3 protein-coding genes are annotated in these 4,281 nt (G+C 57.2%); 2 read left to right on the plus strand and 1 reads right to left on the minus strand.

Annotated features, from left to right (window positions below; genetic code table 11):
* Positions 1 to 193 precede the first annotated feature (193 nt).
* Entirely contained in the window at positions 194 to 712 is a 519-nt protein-coding gene (gene ubiC / locus BBW68_RS11575) for a chorismate lyase (protein ID WP_070135482.1), read from the plus strand.
* A 1-nt stretch (position 713) separates the two neighbouring features.
* Positions 714 to 1,583 (plus strand): 4-hydroxybenzoate octaprenyltransferase, encoded by an 870-nt coding sequence (gene ubiA, locus BBW68_RS11580; protein WP_070135483.1) that lies wholly within the window; start codon positions 714 to 716, stop codon positions 1,581 to 1,583.
* A 63-nt stretch (positions 1,584 to 1,646) separates the two neighbouring features.
* Here the strand turns inward: ubiA and plsB are convergent, their stop codons facing one another.
* Positions 1,647 to 4,070 carry a glycerol-3-phosphate 1-O-acyltransferase PlsB gene (gene plsB / locus BBW68_RS11585; RefSeq protein ID WP_070135484.1) on the minus strand — a complete coding sequence of 808 codons (2,424 nt, stop codon included), beginning with the start codon at positions 4,068 to 4,070 and terminating at the stop codon, positions 1,647 to 1,649.
* Positions 4,071 to 4,281: the final 211 nt, after the last annotated feature.

The raw sequence follows: 4,281 nt of genomic DNA on the forward strand, positions 1-4,281 counted from the left end.
CTTAACCGAATGCCATTGGACGGCGTGAAACCCCGCACGGCTATTGTGGCGGGATGACTGGTGCGCTGCGTTATCGGGGACACCTTTTTTCACTCTTTTACTGACAATATGCCTCACTTTTACCGCGCTTTGATAGGTTTGCCCCCTAGGTGTGCGATACACTCAGGCATCAAAAGTTTTACGGAGAAGTGTTATGGCTGATAACGCGCTGTCGCTGTTGCGCGCGATCAACTGGCCACGGAACTCATCACCCCTGCTAACCGCCCCCCTGCTCGACTGGCTGATGGAAGCTGATTCCATGACCCGCCGCTTTGAGCGTCACTGTCAGCGCGTGACGGTTAACCTGCTGCGTGAAAGGTTTATCGGCGCTGAGGAAGCTGGAGAGGATGCGGCGCTGCTGCCGGAAGAGTCTCAATATTGGCTGCGGGAAATCGAGCTGTGCGGCGATGGCGTGCCGTGGCTGGTGGCGCGAACCCTAGTGCCGGAATCGATCATCAACGGCCCGGAGCAAAAGCTCCAGCAGCTCGGCACCGTACCGCTCGGGCGCTATCTGTTTGCCACCTCGACCCTGACGCGTGATTTTATTGACGTGGGTTACAGTGCAGAACTGTGGGGACGGCGCTCGCGCTTGCGGCTGGCGGGCAAACCGTTGCTGTTGACTGAACTGTTTTTACCGCCTTCACCACTCTACGCCAGTCTTAAGGCAAAGTAGCATGGAGAGAACGTTGACAATGAGTAAGCTGTCGGCATATAGCCGCCTGATGCGCATCGATAAACCGATTGGCTCGCTGCTGCTGCTGTGGCCAACGCTGTGGGGGCTGTGGCTGTCCGGCATGCAGATGCCGCCGCTCAATGTGCTGCTGGTGTTCGTGCTGGGCGTGTTCTTTATGCGCGCCGCGGGCTGCGTGGTGAATGACTTTGCCGACCGTAAAATCGACGGGCACGTTAAGCGCACGCGCGGGCGTCCACTGCCGAGCGGCGCGGTCAGCAGTAAAGAGGCCAAAGTGCTGTTTGCAGTGCTGCTGCTAATCTCCTTTGCGCTGGTGCTGACCATGAACCGCCTGACTATCTGGCTATCATTCGGTGGCTTGGCGCTGGCGTGGATGTACCCGTTTATGAAGCGCCATACCCATCTGCCGCAGGTGGTGCTCGGTGCGGCGTTTGGCTGGTCGATCCCGATGGGCTGGGTGGCAGTGAGCGGCAGCGTGCCGCTGAGCTGCTGGCTGCTGTTCCTTGCCAATATCTGCTGGACCGTGGCCTATGACACGCAATATGCGATGATCGACCGCGATGACGACCTGAAGATCGGCGTGAAATCGACGGCGATCATGTTTGGGCGCTTCGACAATCTGATTAACGGTGTGCTGCAGCTGGCGGCGCTGGGCCTGCTGGCGCTGGTTGGCATGCGTGCCGGGCTGGGCAGTGCTTTCTACTGGTCGATGTTGGTGGCGGCGGGGTTGTTTGTTTATCAACAGAAGCTGACCGCCAATCGCCGGCGCGAGCTGTGCTTTAAGGCGTTTCTCAATAATAACTGGGTAGGCTTCACGCTGTTTGTCGGCGTGGTGCTAAGCATCTGGCAGTAGCAAATTTTTATCAGGCCCAAGGGCCGATCTTCTACGCGGATCGGGTGTCCGCAGATCCTGCCGTCAGTCGTGCACGACCGCGCTCTCAATCGTCATCCGTACTTCCTGAGTAATCAGCTCGGCCAGCAGCTGATAAACCTGCTGCGTGCACTCGACCTGGGCGTCGCCAGAATCACTGATATAGCCCTCATCACGCAGCGTCAGCACCAGTGAAATAAACACCGCTTTATCAAAGAACTCCGGCGCGTTAATCCCGTGCAGTACCGACAGGCGCTGGGCCATGGTGCGGCTCTCTTTCTCCAGCGTGCCGCGGTTAATCGCAGGGTTAGCGCTGAGGATAGAAAAGGTAATCGCGTAACGCTGCAGGGTTTCACGGACGCCAGCCGCCAGCAGCTGCAGCGTGCAGAAACGACCCGGGCTCAGGCGCAGCGTGGTTTCATCGGCATTCAGCAGCCCCTGACGTGCCATCTCCGCGACCAGCGCATCCAGCACCGCAGGCAGTTTTGCAATATCCCAGCGCAGGAACAGCTCGGTCTTCAGCATCGGATAAACCACGCTTAGCTGGCGCAGCAATTCGACGCGATCGATCTCGCGGTGCTGCATCAGAATCGCGGCAATCAGCGACGGCAGTACCAGCATGTGATGAATATTGTTGCGGTAATAAGTCATCAGCACCGCCTGCTCGCGCGGCAGAATGACGATCTCACCGATGCTGTCCTGCTCCAGCTCGAACTTATTCATGCTCAGCGCATGTTCCAGCAGCGCTTCCGGCGTCATATCCGGCACGGAGGAATTCGGCGAGTAGGGCACGTTGCGCAGCAGCTGGATATAGCAGTCGAGCTGTTCAGTCAGCTGTTCACGCGTCATCGAACGCTGGCGCGAGGCCAGCAGCGCGGTCACGCACAGGTTCATGGCGTTAGCGGCACCAGCGTTGTTGATGCGCACCATCACTTTCTGGGCGATATCGTTGACGGTCGGGGTCAGCCACGCCGGGCGCTGGGCTTCGATAGGGTCAATCGCGCTACGCCACTCCGGCACCTGCTGGTTAAGGTAGGAGACCAGCGGCAGCGGCTCACCGAAGTTAACGTAGCCCTGACCGAGGTTGCGCAGCTTACGCAGCCCGCGCACCATCGACATAAAGCCCTCTTTCTCTTTAGTCGCACCGCGCAGCTCTTTGGCATAAGTCCCCACTTCCATCACGTGCTCGTAACCGATGTAGATTGGCACCAAGGTGATTGGGCGATTACCGCCGCGCAGCATCGCCTGAATGGTCATCGACAGTGTACCGGTTTTCGGGTCGAGCAGGCGACCGGTACGTGAACGGCCACCCTCAACAAAATACTCCACTGAATAGCCACGGGTAAACAGCTCGCCGAGATACTCACGGAACACCGTGGAGTAGAGCTTGTTGCCCTTAAAGGTGCGGCGAATAAAGAACGCACCCAAGCGGCGGAAGATCGGACCAGCTGGCCAGAAGTTCAGATTAATACCGGCAGCGATATGCGGCGGCACCAGACCCTCGTGATATAGTACGTAAGAGAGCAGCAGGTAGTCCATATGGCTGCGGTGGCAGGGGACGTAAACAATTTCGTGCCCGTCCTGCGCCAGCTGGCGCACGCGCTCGCCGCCATTAACGTTGATGCCCTGATACAGCTTGCTCCAGGTCCAGCACATAATGCGATCGGTGAGGCGAATCGCTTCGTAGGAGAAGTCGGCAGCAATCTCTTTCATCAGCTCAACGGCGTTCTGCTGGGCTTGCTCATGGGAGATTTTCTTACTGCGCGCTTCATCCTCCACCGCCTTGGCGATCGCTTTTGACTGCAGCAGCTTATTGAACAGGTCCTGACGCACCGGCAGACGTGGCCCGACGGCAGCCAGACGCTGGCGGGCAAAGTGCATACGCGCCACGCGTGCCAGCTTCTGGGCGATAATTTTGTCGGTGCCGTGCTCGGTGGCCATATAGCGTAAAGAGACCATCGGCGAGAAGCGCACAAAGCTGTCGCGGCCCAGCCATAGCACCGCAAAGAACTTCTGAATGCCGTTCAGCATCCGCAGATGCGGCTGTGCGTCGCCTTGAACCTCGCGGCCCGGCGAGCGCCCAAACATCACCGATACCGGTACCATCTGCACATCCAAGTCCGGATGGCTGCGGTGTAGGTCGAGATATTCATGGAACAGCTTGACTGACTCAAGATTCGGCACGAAATAGGGGAAGACGCGTGGGCCATCATGGATAAACACATGACGTGGCAAAACGGCCCCGTCTATCTCCAGCGGTTCCAGCGGATCGGGGAGATCCTGTTTGCGGCACTGCTCTCGCAGTGCAAGGAGATCGGCTTTTGAATCATAAGGCAGTACATACATAATAGGGCGCGACGTATCCAGCCCGAGCTCGACAGCCGGTTCGGCTGGGATCGCCTTGCTTTTTACCTGAAATTTAACTGGTAGATTCAATAAGTTATAATATAAATTACGCCAACCTGACATAGACAACATGAAGCCTCTTGTTAGCAAAGCGCCGCAAGCATACCAGAAAGCGCCAATAGATTCTGTGGTTTTGCAAAATGTGCGCTACCCAGACATTGACGTTCAACATCGCAAAGGGTTCCCTGATTATGGCAAATAACGTCACCGGATTAACCCGGATTATAAAAGCTGCGGATTATTTTTGAAAAGGATGGCACTATTGCAAAGATCT

The sequence above is a fragment of the Candidatus Erwinia dacicola genome, from assembly GCF_001756855.1.
GTDB lineage: Bacteria > Pseudomonadota > Gammaproteobacteria > Enterobacterales > Enterobacteriaceae > Erwinia > Erwinia dacicola.

Excerpts from the sequence above, each read along its gene's own strand:
- plsB (WP_070135484.1), bottom strand. The coding sequence starts at position 4,070 with ATGTCAGGTTGGCGTAATTTATATTATAACTTATTGAATCTACCAGTT.
- ubiA (WP_070135483.1), top strand. The coding sequence starts at position 714 with ATGGAGAGAACGTTGACAATGAGTAAGCTGTCGGCATATAGCCGCCTG.
- ubiC (WP_070135482.1), top strand. The coding sequence starts at position 194 with ATGGCTGATAACGCGCTGTCGCTGTTGCGCGCGATCAACTGGCCACGG.